The sequence below is a fragment of the Micromonospora sp. DT228 genome (assembly GCF_049841595.1).
Taxonomy (GTDB): Bacteria; Actinomycetota; Actinomycetes; order Mycobacteriales; family Micromonosporaceae; genus Micromonospora.
On sequence record NZ_JBNCKO010000001.1, the window covers coordinates 608,421 to 625,339 of the forward strand.

At 70.8% G+C, this 16,919-nt stretch carries 16 protein-coding genes and 1 tRNA gene; 2 read left to right on the forward strand and 15 right to left on the reverse strand.

What is annotated here, in order from left to right:
• Positions 1-50 precede the first annotated feature (50 nt).
• From ACLQ29_RS02650 to ACLQ29_RS02685, 8 genes are all read right to left on the reverse strand, one after another.
• Positions 51-1,346 (reverse strand): sulfate adenylyltransferase subunit 1, encoded by a 1,296-nt coding sequence (locus tag ACLQ29_RS02650; RefSeq protein WP_425770053.1) that lies wholly within the window; start codon positions 1,344-1,346, stop codon positions 51-53.
• A complete protein-coding gene (gene cysD / locus ACLQ29_RS02655) occupies positions 1,346-2,257 on the reverse strand; it encodes a sulfate adenylyltransferase subunit CysD (RefSeq protein WP_425770054.1) in 912 nt (303 codons plus the stop codon). Before cysD ends, ACLQ29_RS02650 begins: the two co-directional genes overlap by 1 nt.
• A 75-nt stretch (positions 2,258-2,332) precedes the next feature.
• A complete protein-coding gene (locus ACLQ29_RS02660) occupies positions 2,333-3,163 on the reverse strand; it encodes an inositol monophosphatase family protein (protein ID WP_393366206.1) in 831 nt (276 codons plus the stop codon).
• Between the two features lie 134 nt (positions 3,164-3,297).
• Positions 3,298-3,891 (reverse strand): aminoacyl-tRNA hydrolase, encoded by a 594-nt coding sequence (gene pth, locus ACLQ29_RS02665; RefSeq protein ID WP_425770055.1) that lies wholly within the window; start codon positions 3,889-3,891, stop codon positions 3,298-3,300.
• Positions 3,892-3,979: 88 nt separating this feature from the next.
• On the reverse strand, positions 3,980-4,669 hold the full coding sequence (locus ACLQ29_RS02670; RefSeq protein ID WP_425770056.1) for a 50S ribosomal protein L25/general stress protein Ctc: 690 nt from the start codon (positions 4,667-4,669) through the stop codon (positions 3,980-3,982).
• Between the two features lie 403 nt (positions 4,670-5,072).
• On the reverse strand, positions 5,073-6,053 hold the full coding sequence (locus tag ACLQ29_RS02675) for a ribose-phosphate diphosphokinase (RefSeq protein WP_393366200.1): 981 nt from the start codon (positions 6,051-6,053) through the stop codon (positions 5,073-5,075).
• A 58-nt stretch (positions 6,054-6,111) separates the two neighbouring features.
• Entirely contained in the window at positions 6,112-7,671 is a 1,560-nt protein-coding gene (gene glmU / locus ACLQ29_RS02680) for a bifunctional UDP-N-acetylglucosamine diphosphorylase/glucosamine-1-phosphate N-acetyltransferase GlmU (RefSeq protein ID WP_425770057.1), read from the reverse strand.
• A 110-nt stretch (positions 7,672-7,781) separates the two neighbouring features.
• Positions 7,782-7,853 (reverse strand) — tRNA-Gln (locus ACLQ29_RS02685).
• Positions 7,854-8,258: 405 nt separating this feature from the next.
• On the opposite strand from ACLQ29_RS02685, the gene ACLQ29_RS02690 reads away from it, so the two are divergent.
• Entirely contained in the window at positions 8,259-9,224 is a 966-nt protein-coding gene (locus ACLQ29_RS02690; RefSeq protein WP_425770058.1) for an acyl-CoA desaturase, read from the forward strand.
• A 387-nt stretch (positions 9,225-9,611) separates the two neighbouring features.
• Positions 9,612-10,307: a TetR family transcriptional regulator gene (locus tag ACLQ29_RS02695; protein ID WP_425770059.1), complete on the forward strand. Its 696-nt coding sequence runs from the start codon at positions 9,612-9,614 to the stop codon at positions 10,305-10,307.
• 7 nt (positions 10,308-10,314) lie between these two features.
• On the opposite strand, the gene ACLQ29_RS02700 is transcribed toward ACLQ29_RS02695, so the two are convergent.
• The 7 genes from ACLQ29_RS02700 to ACLQ29_RS02730 all read right to left on the reverse strand — a co-directional run bounded on the left by ACLQ29_RS02700 (position 10,315) and on the right by ACLQ29_RS02730 (position 16,879).
• Entirely contained in the window at positions 10,315-10,791 is a 477-nt protein-coding gene (locus ACLQ29_RS02700) for a DUF4383 domain-containing protein (protein WP_357075661.1), read from the reverse strand.
• A 240-nt stretch (positions 10,792-11,031) separates the two neighbouring features.
• Positions 11,032-11,487 carry a DUF4383 domain-containing protein gene (locus tag ACLQ29_RS02705; RefSeq protein ID WP_425770060.1) on the reverse strand — a complete coding sequence of 152 codons (456 nt, stop codon included), beginning with the start codon at positions 11,485-11,487 and terminating at the stop codon, positions 11,032-11,034.
• Between the two features lie 101 nt (positions 11,488-11,588).
• Positions 11,589-13,394 carry an ABC-F family ATP-binding cassette domain-containing protein gene (locus tag ACLQ29_RS02710; RefSeq protein ID WP_425770061.1) on the reverse strand — a complete coding sequence of 602 codons (1,806 nt, stop codon included), beginning with the start codon at positions 13,392-13,394 and terminating at the stop codon, positions 11,589-11,591.
• A gap of 105 nt (positions 13,395-13,499) precedes the next feature.
• Positions 13,500-14,450, reverse strand: a complete 951-nt coding sequence (locus ACLQ29_RS02715) for a 4-(cytidine 5'-diphospho)-2-C-methyl-D-erythritol kinase (RefSeq protein ID WP_425770062.1) — start codon at positions 14,448-14,450, stop codon at positions 13,500-13,502.
• On the reverse strand, positions 14,447-15,031 hold the full coding sequence (locus ACLQ29_RS02720; RefSeq protein ID WP_425770063.1) for a Uma2 family endonuclease: 585 nt from the start codon (positions 15,029-15,031) through the stop codon (positions 14,447-14,449). The genes ACLQ29_RS02715 and ACLQ29_RS02720 overlap by 4 nt, the downstream gene beginning before the upstream one ends.
• 32 nt (positions 15,032-15,063) lie before the next feature.
• Positions 15,064-15,933 (reverse strand): 16S rRNA (adenine(1518)-N(6)/adenine(1519)-N(6))-dimethyltransferase RsmA, encoded by an 870-nt coding sequence (rsmA, locus tag ACLQ29_RS02725; RefSeq protein WP_425770064.1) that lies wholly within the window; start codon positions 15,931-15,933, stop codon positions 15,064-15,066.
• A gap of 46 nt (positions 15,934-15,979) precedes the next feature.
• A complete protein-coding gene (locus ACLQ29_RS02730) occupies positions 15,980-16,879 on the reverse strand; it encodes a TatD family hydrolase (RefSeq protein WP_425770065.1) in 900 nt (299 codons plus the stop codon).
• Positions 16,880-16,919: the final 40 nt, after the last annotated feature.

A 16,919-nucleotide genomic window follows, 5' to 3' on the forward strand; every position in this document is an offset into this window, starting at 1 on the left:
CGCGATCTTGCCGGCGGCGGGCGCGGGCGGGCGGTGGGCCGGGCGTCGGGTCAGGTGGCCTCGACGATCATGGCGGCGCCCACCGTGCGGTTCGTGGCTTCGTCGATGATGACGAAGCCTCCGGTGGTGCGGTTGCGGCGGTACTCGTCGGCGAGCAGCGGCACCGTCGTCCGCAGCCGCACCCGGCCGATCTCGTTGAGCCGCAGCTCGTCGGCCGACTCGTCGCGGTGCAGCGAGTTGATGTCCAACCGGTAGTGCAACCCCCGCACGATCGCCCGTGCCGACCGGGTGGTGTGCTTGATCGCGTAGCGACCGCCGACCCGCAGCGGGGCCGTCTCGTCCATCCAGCAGACCATCGCCTCGATGTCCTGGGCCACCGCCGGCGCGTTGTTCGGCCGGCAGATCAGGTCACCCCGGGAGATGTCGATCTCGTCGGCCAGCCGTACCGTCACCGACATCGGCGGGAACGCCTCCGGCACCGGCCCGTCGGCGGTCTCCACGGCGGAGATCCGACTGGTGAAGCCGGACGGCAACACCATCACCTCGTCGCCCGGCTTGAGCACCCCGGAGGCCACCTGACCGGCGTAGCCGCGGTAGTCGGTGACAGTGGTGGACTGCGGCCGGATCACGTACTGCACCGGGAACCGGACGTCGACCAGGTTGCGGTCGCTCGCGATGTGCACCCGCTCCAGGTGGTGCAGCAGCGACGGGCCCTCGTACCAGGGCATGTTCTCCGAGCGGGCGACGATGTTGTCGCCGCGCAGCGCGGAGATCGGCACCACTGTCAGGTCCGGTGCGTCGAGCTTCGCGGCGAACGCGGTGAACTCGTCGGCGATCTGCTCGTAGACCTCCTGCGACCAGTCCACCAGGTCCATCTTGTTGACACAGAGGACCAGGTGCGGCACCCGCAGCAGCGAGCACAGGAACGCGTGCCGGCGGGACTGCTCGACCAGGCCCTTGCGCGCGTCCACCAGGATCAACGCGAGGTCGGCGGTGGACGCCCCGGTGACCATGTTGCGGGTGTACTGGATGTGCCCGGGGGTGTCGGCGATGATGAACTTGCGGCGCGGGGTGGCGAAGTACCGGTACGCCACGTCGATGGTGATGCCCTGCTCCCGCTCGGCCCGCAGACCGTCGGTGAGCAGTGCCAGGTTCGTGTACTCGTCACCGCGGGCCGCGCTGACCGCCTCCACCGCGGCCAACTGGTCGGTGAAGAGCGACTTGGTGTCGTAGAGCAGCCGGCCGATAAGTGTCGACTTGCCGTCGTCCACGCTGCCGGCCGTGGCGAAGCGCAGCAGGTCCATCGCCCGCGCCTCGGCGGCCGGGGCCATGATCTCGGTACTCATCAGAAGTAGCCCTCCCGCTTGCGGTCCTCCATGGCGGCCTCGCTGACCCGGTCGTCACCACGGGTGGCGCCGCGCTCGGTGATCCGGGTGGCCGCCACCTCCTCGATGACCTTCTCCACGGTGTCCGCGTCGGAGCGGACCGCCGCGGTGCAGGAGGCGTCGCCGACGGTGCGGTAGCGCACCTGCGCCTTGAACCGCTCCTCACCCGCGCGGGGGCGGAAGAACTCGTTCACCGCGTAGACCATGCCGTCCCGCTCGATCACCTCGCGCTCGTGCGCGTAGTAGATCGAGGGCAGCGGGATGTGTTCCCGGGCGATGTAGTGCCAGACGTCCAGCTCGGTCCAGTTGGACAGCGGGAAGATCCGGATCGACTCGCCCGGGTGGTGGCGGCCGTTGTAGAGCGACCACAACTCCGGCCGCTGGTTCTTCGGGTCCCACTGGCCGAACTCGTCGCGGAAGCTGAACACCCGCTCCTTGGCCCGCGCCTTCTCCTCGTCACGGCGCGCGCCGCCGAACAGCGCGTCGAAGCGGTGTTTCTCCACCGCGTCCAGCAGCACCGGCGTCTGAATCCGGTTGCGCATCCCGTCGCCGGACTCCCGGACCATGCCGCTGGCCAGCGCCTCCGGCACGCTCGCGACCACGAGTTGCAACCCCAGCTCGGCGACCCGCTGGTCGCGGTATTCCAGCACCTCGGGGAAGTTGTGCCCGGTGTCGACGTGCATGACGGGGAAGGGAATGCTGGCCGGGGCGAACGCCTTCTGCGCCAACCGCAGCATGACGATCGAATCCTTGCCGCCGGAGAAGAGCAGCACCGGGCGTTCCATCTCGGCGACCACCTCGCGCATCACGAAGATGCTCTCCGCCTCCAGGGCGTCCAGGTGGGAGACCCGGTAGGCGGCGGGGGTTGTCATGACACCGGCTCGATTCGCTCGCTCATCCGATTTCCAGACCTTTCCGGTCGGACATGTCAAGAAAGTGCGCTCAGGCTACCCGGAATGTCTTTGCAACGCTGCAAGCAACCGGCTGGCGAGATCCTTGCGACAGACCAGCAGGTCCGGCAGGCGCGGATCCGCCTCGTTGTATTTCAGCGCAGATCCATCGATCCGGGAAGCGTGCAGTCCGGTGGCCGTCGCCACAGCCACCGGGGCCGCCGAGTCCCACTCGTACTGCCCACCGGCGTGGATGTACGCGTCCACCTCGCCGGTGACCACGGCGGCGATCTTCGCGCCGGCCGAGCCCATCGGCACCAGATGCGCGCCGACGTCCTCGGCCAGGTCGGTCAGGAAGACGGGCGGTCGGCTCCGGCTGGCCGCCAGGCGGATCTTCCGCACGCCGGCCGTCGCGGCCTCCACCGTCATCGGCGGGTACGCCGGCGGGTAGTCCGTGCCCAGCACCCGGTGCTGCGCCGGCAGCCCCACCGCCCCGGCGACCAGCCCGTGTGGGCTCGGCGCGCTGCGCGCCCAGAGCGCCACGTGCACCGCCCAGTCCGAGCGGCCCTCCTCGGAAAACTCGCGGGTGCCGTCCAGCGGATCGATGATCCACACTCGGTCCGAGGTCAACCGCGACACCGCCCCGGCGTTCACCTCCGCCGCCCAGGCCAACCGCGACCCCTCGTCCTCCTCGGAGAGCACCGCGTCGCCGGGCCGCCACTTCGCCAACTCCGTGCGGATCAGGTCGTGCGACACCTTGTCCCCGGCCGACTTCAGCGCGCCGCCGTCCGCGAAGCCCATCTCGGCGCGCAGGTCGAGCAGCGCCTGCCCGGCCCGGGACGCCAACCATCGGGCGAACGCGCCGTCGATCATCGGAGGACTGGTCATCTGCCCGCTCCTGTCGCCTCGCCGCGACCCGTGCCCGCACGGACCGATTCGCCGCGACCACGTCGCCGATCGCGGCACGCCGAAAGGCGCAGACTACCGGCCAACCGTTTCCGATCCGGTACGCCTCGCCCGGCTCAGCCCCCGTGGTAGAGGTTCTGCGTCGGCTCCACGCCCTTGACGATCACCGACTCCACCACGTCAGCAGCCCGGTCGACAAGGAAATCCACTTCCTTGCGCTCTGCCGTGCCGAAATCCGACAGCACGTAATCCGCCGGATCCTGCCGCCCCGGCGGTCGGCCGACGCCGAACCGGACCCGGGCGTAGTCCTTCGTGCCCAACGACTTCGACATCGAGCGCAGGCCGTTGTGCCCGCCCTCGCCGCCGCCGAACTTGATCCGCACCTGGCCGAAGTCGATGTCCAGCTCGTCGTGCACCGCGATCACCTGGCCCGTCGGCACCTTGTAGAACTGGGCCAGGGAGGCCACCGGCCCACCGGAGAGGTTCATGTACGTCAGTGGCTTCGCCAGCACCAGCTTCGGCCCACCGAATCCCAGTCGCGCCTCGGCCACCTCGGCCACCGCCCGCTTGTGCCTGCCGAACCGCGCGCCCAGTCGCCCGGCCAGCAGGTCGACCACCATGAACCCGACGTTGTGCCGGTTCCCGGCGTACTCCCGACCCGGGTTGCCCAGGCCGACCACCAGCCACGGCCCCGCCACCTCGTCCGTCACGACCCGTCCCTTTCGACGCTCATCCCACCCGATACGCCGACAGGCGCCCCCGAACGTCCGGGAGCGCCTGTCGCAAAGTTCGAACCGATCAGGCCTCGGTACGCGCCTCGGTGGTCTCGCCGCCCTCGGTGGTGTCCGCGCCCTCGGAGCCCTCGGTCGTCTCGCCAACCTCGGCCTCAGCCTCGTCGGTGGCCACCTCGACCTCGGGCAGCGTCGCCTCAAGCTGCTCGGCGGTGGGGGCAGCGGTCACCGATGCGACGGTCAGCTCCGAATCGGCGACCAGCTCGACGCCGGACGGCAGCTCGACGTCGGCGGCGGTCACCTGGCTGCCCGCCTCCAGGCCCTCGATCGACGCCTCGAGGTGGTCCGGAACCTTTGTGGCGTCGGCGGTCACCGAGAGGGTGTCGTGGTCGTGCACGATCAGGGTGTCCCGGGCGGCCTCGCCGGTCAGCTGCACCGGAACGTCGACGGTGACCTTCTCGCCCCGGCGGACCAGGATCAGGTCGACGTGCTCGAAGGTGTCCCGGATCGGGTCCCGCTGGATCGCCTTCGGCAGCGCCAGCACCTGGGTGCCGTCGGTGATGTCGATCGCGAAGAGCTGGTTGGCACCGCCCTTGCGGATCGCGGCGGCGAACTCCCGCGACGGCAGCGCGATGTGCTTGGGCTTCTCGCCGTGGCCGTAAAGCACGGCGGGCACCAAGCCGGCCCGGCGGGTACGGCGGGCACCACCCTTGCCGAACTCGGTGCGGGGCTCGGCGCTGATCTTTACCTCGGACACGGGGAAACTCCTGATGCTTTTCGCTGCGGCGGCTTGTCGTCTGGCGGTGCTGGGGCGAGGGGCTCGCTGGGGCTCATGCGTCATGAACGACTGCCCGGAGCACCGCGTCGATGACGGTGCCTCCGTGCGGCGCTTTTCAGCGGCCCGCCGGGCACCCTCGCCGTGGCAACCGCACCAGTCTACCCGAGCTGTTTCCAGGGTTTCCGGCAGTCCCCGGTCACGGCTCCAAGCCGTCGCGCCGACGGTGTTCCCGCCAGCGCACCAGCCCCGTTTCCCCCAGTTTGTCAGTCCGGAGACCCACCGGCGTGTCGACTGGCGGAAACGGGGCTCAAGCCGCGCTCACTTCAGGCCGCGCTCAGCTCAGGCCGCGCTCAGCTCAGGCCGCGCTCAGCTCAGGCCGCGCTCAGCTCAGGCCGCCGAAGAGGGTGGTCACCGAGCCGTCGTCGAAGACCTCCCGGATCGCCCGCGCCAGCAGCGGCGCGATCGACAGCACGGTGAGCTTGTCCAGCTGCTTCTCCGGCGGGAGCGGCAACGTGTTCGTCACCACGATCTCGCTGATCGAGCTGTTCTTCAGGCGCTCAGTCGCCGGATCGGACAGCAGCGCGTGGGTGGACGCGACAACGATCTCCGCCGCTCCCGACTCCTTGAGGATGTCCGCGGCCTTGGCGATCGTGCCACCGGTGTCGATCATGTCGTCGACGATCAGACAGACCCGGCCCTCCACCTCGCCGACCACCCGGTTGGCCACGACCTGGTTCGGCTTCATCGGGTCACGGGTCTTGTGGATGAACGCCAGCGGGCAACCGCCCAGCCGGTCGGTCCACCGCTCGGCCACCCGTACCCGGCCGGAATCCGGTGCCACCACTGTCATCGGCCGGCCGGCGTACTTGTGCTCCACGTACTCGGCCAGGATGTCCATGGCGAAGAGGTGGTCCACCGGGCCGTCGAAGAAGCCCTGGATCTGCGCGGTGTGCAGGTCGACGGTGAGGATGCGGTTCGCGCCGGCGGTCTTCAACAGGTCCGCCACGAGACGGGCCGAGATCGGCTCCCGACCGCGGTGCTTCTTGTCCTGTCGCGCGTACGGGTAGAACGGCAGCACCACGGTGATCCGCTTGGCCGACCCCCGCTTCAGCGCGTCCACCATGATCAGGGTCTCCATGACCCAGGTGTTCACCCCGTGCGTGACGGACTGCACCACGAAGGCGTCCGATCCACGCACCGAGTCCCTGAACCGTACGAAGATCTCGCCGTTGGCGAACTCGTAGGCGTCGGCCGGGGTCGGCGCGACGCCGAGCACCTCACCGATCTCCTTGGCCAACTCCGGAAAGCCACGTCCGGAAAAGAGCATCAGGCTTTTGCGGTTTTCGGCGACGATGCTGCCCATGGGCCCGTCTGCTCCCGTTATGTCGGCGGTACCCGACCCGGTGGTGGTGGGTCGGGGACTATTCGGTTGCAGTATCTCCCGCGCCGGATGTGCCGCCCACCGTCTCGGCCACGCCGTGCATTGCCTCACTGTCGCTTGCGGCGCCGGCCACCTCCGACGCACCCTTCGCGTCGCCGGCCCGCTGCGCGCCCTTCGCGTCGCCGGCCCGCTGCGCGGCCTCGGCCGCCGGCGTACCGGCCCGCCGCTTCACCACCCAGCCCTCGATGTTGCGCTGGCGTGCCCGGGCGACACCCATCGCGCCCGCCGGCACGTCGTCCACGATCACCGAGCCGGCCGCCGTGTACGCGCCGTCGCCCACCTCGACCGGCGCCACGAACATGTTGTCCGCGCCCGTCCGGGCGTGACTGCCGATCACCGTGCGGTGCTTGTTGACCCCGTCGTAGTTCACGAAGATCGACGCCGCACCGATGTTGGTCTGCTCGCCGATTGTCGCGTCACCCACGTAGGTCAGGTGCGGCACCTTCGAGCCGGCGCCGATCTCGGAGTTCTTCACCTCGACGAACGTGCCGACCTTCGCCTTGGCGGCGAGCCGCGCGGCGGGCCGCAGATACGCGTACGGCCCGACGCTGGCGCCCGCGCCGACCTCGGCGCCGACGGCGTGACTGCGGACCACTGACGCGCCGGGGCCGACGATCGTGTCGACAAGCGTGACGTCCGGCCCGACCGACGCTCCCGCGCCGACCACCGTCGCGCCGCGCAACTGGGTGTTCTGGTCGATCACCGCGTCGCGGTCCAGCGCCACCGTCACGTCGATCCAGGTGGTCACGGGGTCGAGCAGGCTCACCCCGGTACGCATCCACGCCTCGTTGACCCGGTCGCGCAGCAGCCGGCGCAGCGCCGCCAACTCCACCCGGTCGTTGCAGCCCAGCGTCTCGACGTGGTCGACGGCCATGTGCACGGCGACCGGCTCACCCGCGGAACGGAGCAGGCCGAAGACGTCGGTCAGGTACTCCTCGCCCTGGTCGTTGTCGGTGGAGAGCTTGCCCAGCGCCTCGCGCAGCCGCACCGCGTCGAACGCGTAGATGCCGGCGTTGATCTCTCGGATCGCGCGCTGCGTCGCGTCGGCGTCGCGCTCCTCGACGATCCGCTCCAGGCGGCCGTCGGCGTCCCGGACGATCCGCCCGAGCCCGGTCGGGTCGGGCACCTCGGCGGCCAGCACGGTGGCGGCCGCAGCCGCCTCCTCGTGCGCCGTCACGAGCGCGCCGACCGTCTCGGGACGCAGCAGCGGCACGTCCCCGTTGATCACCACAACCGTCCCGGCGCCGTCCGGGACGGCGTCCAGCGCGATCCGCACGGCGTGTCCCGTGCCGAGCTGTTCGGCCTGGAGCACGGGCGTGCTCTCGGGTGCGATCTCGGTCAGGTGCCCCCGAACCTGGTCGGCGCCGTGCCCCACCACGACGACGGTCCGGTCCGCGGCCAACGGCGCGGCGGCGCTCAGCACGTGACCGAGCAGCGTCCGACCGAGCAGGGGGTGCAGCACCTTGGGCAGTGTCGACTTCATCCGCTTGCCCTCACCGGCGGCGAGCACGACGACGGTACGAAGGTGGGGCTGGGGCACGACGTGGCTCCCGTCGGGACGGTGGACACTTCCGCGGCCATGCTAACCGCGAGGCCCGGCACCTCTCCCTCTTACCCCCACCCCAGCCGAAAACGGACGTAGGTGGGCAGCTCGGCCGCCAGGGTTCGAACCTGAAATACGGGTACCAAAGACCCGGGTGTTGCCAATTACACCACGGCCGATCAGCGACGCGAGGACGTCGCGCGGGTGACGAATACCCGCCGCTACACCTTAGCGCCCCCGCCGCCGGAGGCCATCGCTCATCCCCGCCCCGCAAGCACTGATCAACTCCGCCCCCACCGCGCCCGAGGCATCCCAGCGCCGGACTCCCGCCTGCCACCACCCCGGTGATCATGGAGTTATCGCCCGACACGCCGACAACCCGCGCGGACAACTCCATGATCAACGCGTGCGGCGGGGTGGGGGTGGGTGGGGGACCTGACCCGCCTTCTGCAGGGCATCCCACCTGGGACTCTGGTCGGCTTCGTGAGGAGGTTTCGAAACTTCCCCGTGCGATCTACGGTGCCGTAAGTTACGGTGACGTAGGCGTAGCTTTGTGGTCCTCCCCCGTCCCCCTGCGAGGTCTCATGTCCACCACCCTGCTCGATCCGAACCCGGCCGCCAGCGGTCCCAAACCACTCACCGACGGCAGTCAGGCCACCGGCATCCTGGCCGCCCTCTGGGCCTTCGTGGTGATCCCCTTCGTCGCCCTGCTGGTCGCCGTGCCGGTGGCCTGGGGTGGCTGGCTGGGCTGGAGCGACGTGGTCATCGGCCTGGTCTGGTACGTCGTCTCCGGGCTCGGCATCACCGTCGGCTTCCACCGCTACTTCACGCACGGCTCCTTCAAGGCCAAGCGCTGGCTGCGCGTGACGCTGGCGGTCGCCGGGTCACTCGCGGTGCAGGGCGAGATCATCCAGTGGGTCGCCGACCACAGGCGCCACCACGCGTTCTCCGACCTGGAGGGTGACCCCCACTCCCCCTGGCGCTTCGGCACCAGCTTCTGGGCGTTGACCCGAGGCCTGTTCCACGCGCACGTGGGCTGGCTGTTCCGCCGAGAGCTGTCCAACCGGGAGCGTTTCGCCCCGGACCTCATCGCCGACCGGGACATCAGTCGGGTCGACCGGCTCTTCCCCGTGCTGGTGGTCATCTCACTGCTCGGCCCGGCGCTGATCGGCGGCCTGGTGACCTGGTCCTGGCAGGGTGCGCTCACCGCGTTCTTCTGGGCCGGGCTGGTCCGGATCGGCCTGCTGCACCACGTCACCTGGGCGATCAACTCGGTCTGCCACGTCTACGGCGAGCGTCCGTTCGCGATGCGCCAGGGCGACCGCGCGTCGAACTTCTGGCCGCTGGCGATCCTGTCGTTCGGCGAGAGCTGGCACAACCTGCACCACGCCGACCCGACCAGCGCCCGGCACGGCGTGCTGCGCGGTCAGGTGGACATCTCGGCGCGGGTGATCTGGTTGTTCGAGAAGACCGGCGCGGCGACGCAGGTGCGCTGGCCAAAGCCGGAACGCCTCGCCGCCAAGCTGGTGAAGCCTGTCGCACCCCACTAGGGCGTGTGTCAAAGCCCCTGGCCGGCCTGCGGCGGGCCCAGACGACGACCGGCCGCGTTGGAGATTGGTCCGGATACAACACCGGTATCCGGACCAATCTCCGCCTTGCCGGACCGCCGCCTGGACTCCGCCTCGGCTCGACCGAGGACTTTGACACACGCCCTAAAAGCGGGCGGTACGCCGGGGAGCCGCCTGGCAGGATGGCCGGATGATCGAGCCACGCGGGGGACCGGACGGTTCGGCAGACGGGGGCCGGGCCCGATCCGGGTACGGTCGGACGGGCGGCAGAGCGGTCGGACCGCCGGCCAGTGAGGCGACGACGTGAACGGGCACAGCGGAGGCACCATTCCACGGCAGGGCGTCACCGAGCGCCAGCGAGGCGGCGACATGCCTGAGGTCAGTGACGGTGACGGTGTCGGCGGCCGGCGGGTGACACCGTCGGTCCCGGCGCCCAAACCCAAACCCACCTCCCGAATCCGCATGTCGGCGGCTCAGCGACGCGAGCAGTTGATCGCGACCGGTCGGCAACTCTTCGCCGAGCGCGGTTTCGACGCCACCTCCATCGAGGAGGTGGCGGCCCGCGCGAAGGTCTCCAAGCCTGTCGTCTACGAGCACTTCGGCGGCAAGGAAGGGCTCTACGCGGTGGTGGTGGACCGGGAGGTCCGGGCCCTGCTGGACCGGATCACCACGGCGTTGACCGCCGGGCACCCGCGGGAGTTGCTGGAGCAGGCGGCGCTGGCCCTGCTGACCTACATCGAGGAGGAGACCAGCGGTTTCCGGGTGCTGGTCCGCGAGTCGCCGCTGATGTCCGGCACGGCCAACTTCAGCAGCGTGATGAACGACGTCGCACACCAGGTCGAGCACATCCTGGGCGCCGAGTTCAAGAGCCGGGGGTACGACCCGAAGCTTGCCGAGCTGTACTCGCAGGCGCTTGTCGGCATGGTGGCACTGACCGGCCGCTGGTGGCTGGAGGTGCGCAAGCCGCGCAAGGAGACGGTGGCGGCGCACCTCGTCAACCTGGCCTGGAACGGGCTGTCGCACCTGGAGGCGAAGCCGACGTTGATCACCGCCCGGCGTTCCTGACCGTTCGTCAGCCGCGGTGCACGTCGGCCACCGGGTGTTTGCGGTTCGCCAGCTCCGCCTCGGCGTGTTCCGCCGGGCCGACCTTGTCGTACAGGCCGGTGCCGAGCAGGATCAGGCCGAACAGCATCGACACGACCACTGTCGACATCGAGAAGTTGAGGAAGTTCGCCCCGGTCTGCAGCACCGACATCATCAGGATGCTGGTCACCAGGAACACCACACCGGCCGTGAGGTTCATGTAGTGGCCGAGGTTCGTGCGGCGGGACGCCCCGATGATCAGGACGACGCCGAAGACCACCGAGGCGAGTGAGAAGGCCAGGTTGGTCCGCAGGCCGAGGGCCCAGGTGCTGCTTCGGTCGAAGAGTGGGTCGCCGATCGTCTCGGCAACGCCCCAGACGCCGAACACCAGGATGTAGACGCCGATCAAACCGGAGAGGACCCGGTAGAGCGGCCGTGCCGGATGGTTGACCGGAAAGTGCGGCATGCCCAACCCCCTGATTGACCGGTTTCAGGAGGATTGTCGCCCAGGTAAGAGCCAACTGTCCGAAGAACCGGAAAGCCGAAGGGGTCCGCCGAATGGCAGGACCAGGTCAGGTTTTCGCCGGAGCCCGAGCTGCGCAGGGATCAAGCCTGACCGCCCGGAGCAGCTCGGGCTCCGGCGAAAACCACAACCGCGACCAAACTCGGGCTCCGGCGAAAACCACAACCGCGACCAAAAGCAAACTCAGAGAACGAGCCGAGCCTTCTGGAAAGCCTCCGCCTCGTCCTCCGACCCGACCTTGCCGTACATCCCGACCATGAGCAGCAGCAGGGCGACGGTCATCACGACGATGACGGTGACGATGCTGAAGTTGAGGACGTTGGCGTCGGTCCGGATGAAGGCGAGGCTGGCCAGGCTGATCACCATCAGGGCGTACGACAGCCACTGGTTGATCGCCACGTCGATGTTGCGGCCGAGCGCGGTGCCGACCAGCACGACGATCCCGAGCAGCACGCTGATCAGCGAGAAGCCGAGGTTCGTGCCCTGACCGAGGACCCGGGTGTCGTCCTGGGCGAGGATCTCGTTGCCGGTGCTCGCGATGATGCCGAGCACGCCGAAGACCACCAGGTACAGACCGGTCAGCCCGCCGATCGCCCGGTAGATCGGCCGCGCGGGGTGGTTGACGGGGGTGTGGGCCATGTCTGAGTCTCCAACGCCGTGGGGTAGGTGTCGCCGACGATTGTCCCGCATGTGGCGGTGTGACGCCGCACACGGCCCCCGGGCCCGTGCGTCCGGCCCGGTCAGCTCTCCGGAAGCTCTTCGGCGAGCGTCATCCAGGTCTCCTCGATCCGCTCCCGCTCGGCGCGCAGATCCTTGAGCTGAGCGTCCAGGTCGGCGACCCGCGCATAGTCGGTGGCGTCCGCCGCGAGCTGGTCGAGCAGGGTGGTCTCGCGCTGGTCGAGCTTGCCGAGCTGCCGTTCCAGTCGGGTCAACTCCTTGCGGGCCTGGCGGACCTCGGCGGCGGACATGCCGCCTCCCGATGCAGCGGCGGGCGCGGAGGACGAGGTGACGCCCGCCCGGGGGAAGCCGGCCCGCTCCGCGGTCCGGGCGAGGTACTCGTCGACACCGCCCGGCAGGTGCACCAGCCGGCCGTCGCCGAACATCCCGTACGCGGTGTCGGTGACCCGCTCGATGAGGTAGCGGTCGTGGCTCGCCACGATGATCGTGCCGGGCCACGAGTCGAGCAGGTCCTCCAGCGCGGCGAGGGTGTCGGTGTCCAGGTCGTTCGTGGGCTCGTCGAAGAGCAGGACATTGGGCTCGCCGGCGAGCAACCGCAGCATCTGCAACCGGCGGCGCTCCCCACCGGAGAGGTCACTGACCGGGGTCCAGAGCCGGCGGTCGTCGAAGCCGAACACCTCGGCGAGCTGCGCGGCGGACACCTCCCGGTCGCCGAGCTGCACCCGACGGGCGACCTCCTCGACGGCTTCGAGCACCCGCAGGTGCCCGGGCAGCTCGGTGAGCTCCTGCGACAGGAACGCCGGCCGCACCGTCGAGCCGGTGCCGAGGCGACCACCGTCGGGGCGGGTGATGCCGGCGAGCATCCGCAGCAGCGTGGTCTTGCCGGCGCCGTTGGCACCGAGGATGGCGATCCGGTCACCCGGGCCGACCAGCCAGGTGACGTCGCGCAGGATCTCCTTCGGGCCGGCGTGCAGCTCGACGTTCTCCAGGTCGTACACCTGCTTGCCGAGCCGGGAGGTGGCCATGCGCTGCAGGGACATGGTGTCGCGCGCCGGTGGCACGTCGGCGATCAGCGCGTTCGCGGCGTCGATGCGGAACTGGGGCTTGGAGGTCCGGGCCGGCGGCCCACGGCGCAGCCAGGCAATCTCCTTGCGGAGCAGGTTCTGCCGGCGGGCCTCGGTCGCGGCGGCGACGCGGTCACGCTCGGCGCGGGCGAGGGTCCAGGCGGCGAAACCACCCTCGTAGGCGCGGACGGTCTGGTCGGCGACCTCCCAGGTGTAGGTGCAGACCGCGTCCAGGAACCACCTGTCGTGGGTGACCACGACCAGCGAGCCCTTGCGCCCCACCAGGTGCCGGGCCAGCCAGTCGACACCGCCGACGTCGAGGTGGTTTGTGGGCTCGTCGAGAATGAGCAGGTCGGAGTCGCGGACGAGCAGCGCGGCGAGAGCCACCCGCCGCCGTTCGCCACCGGACATCGGGCCGACCGGCTGGTCGAGGCCGAGGTGCGGCATGCCGAGGCCGTCGAGGATGCCCCGGACACCGGCGTCGCCGGCCCACTCGTGCTCGGCGCCCATGCCCTCGTTGAGCCAGGCGGTGCCGAGCACGACATCCCGGACGGTGGCGTCGGGCGCGAGGGTGAGCTGCTGCGGCAGCCAGAGCACACGGAGGTCACGGCGGTGGGTCACCCGGCCGTCGTCGGGGTCCTCCTGCTTGGTGAGAAGGCGCAGCAGGGTGGACTTCCCGGCGCCGTTGAGGCCGACCACGCCGATCCGGTCGGCGTCGTCCAGGCCGAGCGAGACGTCCGTGAGCAGCCGCCCTGCCGCGCCATACCCCTTGGACACCCGGTCCAGATTGACGATGTTCGCCACGATCCACCCTTCATGATCAAGGCGTCCGGGTGCCGGCGGGCACCTGGACGCCTGACCCAAGGGTACGCGGACGCCCGCGCTGCCCGCGCCGCGCGGGGACGCGCGTCAGCCGACGCGGGCGCCGGCGACCGGACCGTGCGCGACCCGCGCCTGGCGGCACACGCCGGCAGCGGTCAGCTCGGCGGCGATCCGCTCCGCGTCGGCCGCGCCGGTGGCGAGGAACACGCAGGTCGGCCCGGATCCGGAGACGATGCCGGTGAGCGCACCGGCCGCCTCACCGGCCTTGAGCGTGTCGGCGAGCGCCGGGCGCATGGCCAGCGCGGCGTCCTGGAGGTCGTTGCCGAGCGTCCGGGCCAGCACCCGGGGGTCGCGCTGGCGCAGCGCGCCCAGCAGCCCGTCGGTGCTGCCCAACGGGGCACCGGCGGCGCCGGTGTCGCGGAGCCGATCCAACTCCCGGTACGCGGCCGGGGTGGACAGGCCGACGTCGGCGATCGCCACCACCCAGTGCCAGGAGGTGGGGCGGACCAGCACCGGGCTGATCGCCTCGCCCCGGCCGGTGCCCAGCGCGGTGCCGCCGTAGATCAGGAACGGCACGTCGGAGCCCAGGTCTGCGGCGATCCCGGCCAACTCGTCGCGGGACAGCCCGGTGCCCCAGAGCGCGTCGCAGGCCACCAGGGCGGCAGCCGCGTCGGCGCTGCCGCCGGCCAGCCCTCCGGCGAGCGGGATCTGCTTGCGCAGGTGCAGTCGGGCGTGCGGCAGCACCCCGGCGTACCCGGCGAGAGCGTGCGCGGCGCGGATCACCAGGTTGCTGTCGTCGAGCGCCAGCTCACCGGTGCCCTCGCCCTCCATGGTCAGGGCGAGCGTGTCGCCCCGGCGGGCCGTCAACTCGTCGTAGATCGAGATGGCGTGGTAGACGGTGTTCAACTCGTGGTAGCCGTCGCGGCGCAGCGGGCCCACCCCGAGGTGCAGGTTGACCTTCGCGGGCACCCGGACCTTCACCGGCCCGATGGCCCCACGCCGCTCGTCCTCGCCGTCCGGTCGCCAGGCCTCGGTCACGGGGTGATGTCCCGCACGCGCAGGCGGATGTCGAACGGCTTGGCCACGATCAGCTCCTCGGCAGAGTCGGCGGCCAGCTCGTAGCGGCCGTCGACCAGGTCGTACGCGTACACGTGCACCGGATTCTGCTCGATCCGCCAGTAGTGCGGAATCCCGGCATCGGCGTAGTCGGCCGGCTTCTCCAGCCGGTCCCGCCGTCGGGTGCCGGGCGAGACAACCTCGACGGCCAGCATGACCTGCTCAGCATCGAAGTAGTGGCTGGTGCCAACGAGAGGGCGGCGCAACAGCACCACGTCCGGCTCAAGGGTGTTGCGGTGGCTGATCGCCACTCCGATGGCGGTAGCTGGCGACAGATCCAGCGGGGCGTGCTGTCGCAGCCACATCCAGAGCAGGCTGCTGATGTTCTGGTGGTCATAGGTGGGGGAAGGGACCACGACGAGGACTCCGTCACGTAGCTCGACGCGGGGGGCATCGTCGGGCAGGGCCAGCACGTCCTCGATGGTGTGGTTGGCCAGTCGCTGCCGGACGGGATCCGGACCCCATATCCCCTGGGCGGTGGGCTCGATCGGCTGCGCGGTCACTCGTACACCTCCTCGGCGGGCACGGCGTCAGCCTACTTCGCGGTACGCGTACCGGCCGGAGCCGACGCGGCGATGGCGGCGAACTGCTCGACGGTCAGCGACTCTCCCCGGGCGCCGGGGTCGACGCCGGCCGCGGTGAGGGCGGCGGCGGCCCGGTCCGGGCCGCCGGCCCAGCCGGCCAGGGCGGCGCGCAGCGTCTTGCGGCGCTGCGCGAACGCCGCGTCGACAACGGCGAAGACCTGCTCCCGGGGTACGTCGGCGCGCGGCGGTTGGCGGCAGCTGAAGGCGACCAGACCGGAGTCGACGTTCGGCACCGGCCAGAACACGTTCGGCGGCACCTTGCCGGCACCTCGGGCCTGGGCGTACCAGGCGAGCTTTACCGACGGGATGCCGTACACCTTGGAGCCGGGGCCGGCGACCAGCCGGTCGGCGACCTCCTTCTGCACCATCACCAGCCCGTGCCGCAGGGTGGGCAGCACGGCGAGCAGGTGCAGCACCACGGGCACCGCCACGTTGTAGGGCAGGTTCGCCACCAGCGCGGTCGGCGGCGGGTCGGCCAGCTCGGCGGCGTCGACGCGCAGCGCGTCGGCCCGGTGCACGGTGAGCCGGCCGGCGTCCGCGCCGGCGTGCCGGGCGACGGTCTCCGGCAGCGCCCCGGCGAGCACCGGGTCGATCTCGACGGCGTGCACGTGCCCGGCGACCGGCAGCAGCCCCAGGGTCAGCGAGCCGAGCCCGGGGCCGACCTCCAGGGCCACGTCGTCGGGGGTCAGCCCGGCGGCGGTGACGATCCGGCGGACGGTGTTCGGGTCGTGCACGAAGTTCTGGCCCAGCTTCTTGGTGGGCGCGACGCCCAGCCGGGCGGCAAGTTCCCGGATCTCCGCCGGGCCGAGGAGACCGGTCATGGCTGGCAGCGTACCGACGGGGTCGGCGCCGACCGGCGGGCCGGGCTCACCACGGGCCGAAGGCCCGGTCGCCGGTGGCGGAGATGGCCGCGCACACCTCGTCCAGGTCGCTGCCGGTGGTCGCGGCGAGCGCGCGGACGGTGACCGGGATCAGGTACGAGGCGTTCGGCCGTCCCCGGTGCGGCGTCGGCGTGAGGTACGGGGCGTCGGTCTCCACCAGCAACTGGTCCAGCGGGGTGAGCGCGGCGGCCTCGCGCAGCGCGGTGGCGCTGCCGAAGGTGACGGTGCCGGCGAAGCTGAGCAGGTAGCCGCGGCGGACGCACTCGCGGGCGAACTCGGCGTCGCCGGAGAAGCAGTGCAGCACGACCGTGTCCGGAGCACCCTCGTCGTCGAGGATTCGCAGCACGTCGGCGTGGGCGTCCCGGTCGTGGATGACGAGCGCCTTGTCGTACCGCTTGGCGATGGCGATGTGCGCCCGGAAGCTGGCCTCCTGCGCGGCACGCCCCTCGTCACCGGTCCGGAAGAAGTCCATGCCGGTCTCGCCGATCCCCCGGACCCGGTCGCGGGCGGCGAGGGACTCGATCTCCCGCAGCGCCTCGTCGAGGTCGTCGAGGCGAGGCGCCTCGTTGGGGTGCAGCGCCACGGTGGCCAGCACGGCGGGATATGTGTCGGCGGTGTCCGCGCCCCACCGCGAGGAGGCGACGTCGACCCCCACCTGGACCAGCCGGTCCACGCCGACCGTGGTGGCCAACGCGATCGCCACGGCAACCGGGTCGTCGGCCGGCCCACCGCCGGGGACGCCGGCCTCGCTGACCGTGATGTCCAGGTGGGTGTGGCTGTCCAGTACCGGCCGGGGCAGCGGCTCGGGGGCGGGTGGAAACTCTCCGGCCCGCCGGGCGGCACGCTCTCGACGGGATTCAGTGGGCTCGCTCATCAGCGACAGCATCACACACCGGGCCTGTCCATCTGCCCGCCACCTGACGTTC